The sequence below is a fragment of the Candidatus Symbiopectobacterium sp. genome (assembly GCF_020054415.1).
Lineage (GTDB): Bacteria > Pseudomonadota > Gammaproteobacteria > Enterobacterales > Enterobacteriaceae > Symbiopectobacterium.
In genome coordinates, this window is the sequence record NZ_JAHWCO010000033.1 from 1 (window position 1) to 2100 (window position 2100).

Genomic DNA, 2100 nt, shown 5'->3' on the forward strand with positions numbered 1-2100 from the left:
TACGGTGAGGAAATGCTGAGTATCCGTGGGCTGTTTGACTCGGTGGTGGGCGAGGATTCACCGAGCCTGACCCGGTTGAAGCAGTGGAAGATTGTACCGAAGTTGGCCGTTGATGTGAGCAACGCGGACGCGTTGCCTCGGAGTTCTGTCACTAACTGTACGGGCGACGAAAAAATAGACATCCCAGAATACATAAACGGGGATGTCTGTACCAGATGTGATCAGCACGATAGACAGATTGGCTGGACGTCTGAAAAAGAAAACATCGACTTTGACCACATGACCGACAAAGAACAGCACGCAAGGTAGCGCGGTGGAAGACGAAGTATGCCGCGTTACCTTCTACTGAAAGGTTAGCAATAATGATTACGCTGAATGAAGCAGAGGGATAATAACTGAGCAGCTTAACTATTTTGCTGTCGAAATCACCATAAAATCGGCAGCTAGGTGATTTTGTTGTATGATTTACGATGAAAATGAACAACAAAATACAAAAATGGTACTCACATGAAAAGCCTGATACACATCCCACCAAAGTGCAGTGAACTGATACATGACCTGAATCAGTGCCTGAGCATTCTTGATCCCGAGTTCAGGGAGGGTCTAGCGGCTTATAATATTCCCGGACTGACAGAGGATGCCATACTCGACCACAAAGGGCGCTACCTTCACTGGGATGACATAAAAAACAGGCACCAGGAATACGATACGGCGCTGGCAAAATGGTCAATTATCAAAATAGCCCGTAAACCTTTTTTCGCGCCAGCTTTCGGCTACGGTGTCAGTTACATTTCAACGCCCAACCTCACCCGCATCGCCTCACTGGTCGATCAACGCTGCACAACCGCAGGGCTGGATGCGCTTATTGCCACCTACAGGGTAACCGATGAAAGCATTCTGGATTTTGCTGATGAAGAAAGCATTGCCTCCAGTCAGTTGGAAGGGGCGGCAACAACCCGCGTGATCGCAAAAAACATGCTGAGGGATGGCAGAAAGCCACGCACAGAAGGCGAACAGATGATTATATGTAATCGTCGCCTGATGCATATGGCCTGGTCACACAGACATGAAGCTATGTCTCTCGAACTGCTACTTGATTTTCACCGGGAAGCGACGACAGGCGTTGATGATAAAAACTATCACCCAGGAGAACTCCGCACGACTGATGATGTATGGGTTGGGGATGATATGGGAAATGTTATCCATCGCCCACCGGAAGCCGCCGACGTCATGGGGGATCTTCGTTCGCTGCTATTGTGGGCAAATGAGCCGCACGAGAAGGAGACGGCATGGAAAAGATACATGCACCCCATTACCAAGGCGATCATCCTTCATTTTTATATTGGATACATACACCCGTTCTACGACGGTAACGGCAGGGTTGCACGCGCGCTGTGTTACTGGATGCTGTTCAGAACGGGGTATTCTGCTTTCCGCTATATTTCCATCTCAAAACTGTTGAAGGAGGCCCCAAAAGAATACGCGCGGGCGTACCTGAGAACTGAAACCGATGATATGGATCTGACCTACTTCATTGAATATCAGTCCAGGATTATTGAGCGGGCCGTTAACGAACTTGTCGCTCATGTTGAAACTTCAGCATTCCGGCTTCAGGAGCTGCGCACGTGGATGGCAGACACGGGGCTATTGACACAACTGAGCGATTTACAGATGAGTATCGTCACCTCGGTGATCTACTTCCCGGAACGTGAACACACAATAAAAAGCGTGACAGAAAAGTACGGCGTTGCCAGAAGCACCGCTCAGGTGGCCCTTGAATCCCTGGTCAACGCCGGAATAATAACGAAAACGGGAGGTTCGGGGAGAACGCCGGCAACCTATACCGGGCGCAAATCACCGGAAAAACTGAAAGCAGGTTTGCTTAACTTGCAGCGCGATTAGCCTGATGGCATCACGCCAAAAAGCGCCCCCTATGGCGCTTTTTTGTCTGCACAAAAGTGCACAATTTTTTTGATGTGATTTTTACCCTTTCAGCTCAGTGCGGGCGCGGGCTGGACTGGGATCGGCCTCTGCACAAAAAACGAAGCGAATGTCGCGCGCAGGTGACGGGGGAGCAGCCCCCGCGAAGGGGGGTAGGCA

General features: G+C 50.1%; 1 protein-coding gene and 1 pseudogene. Both read left to right on the forward strand.

From position 1 onward, the window contains the following. Positions 1-309: pseudogene (locus QZ506_RS01120) on the forward strand (replication endonuclease); the annotation flags it as partial. Between the two features lie 198 nt (positions 310-507). Beyond that, positions 508-1902 (forward strand): Fic family protein, encoded by a 1395-nt coding sequence (locus tag QZ506_RS01125; RefSeq protein WP_291968438.1) that lies wholly within the window; start codon positions 508-510, stop codon positions 1900-1902. Positions 1903-2100 lie beyond the last annotated feature (198 nt).

Bases quoted from the DNA above. Each gene is read 5' to 3' on its own strand.
- QZ506_RS01125 (WP_291968438.1), top strand. From the start codon at position 508: ATGAAAAGCCTGATACACATCCCACCAAAGTGCAGTGAACTGATACAT.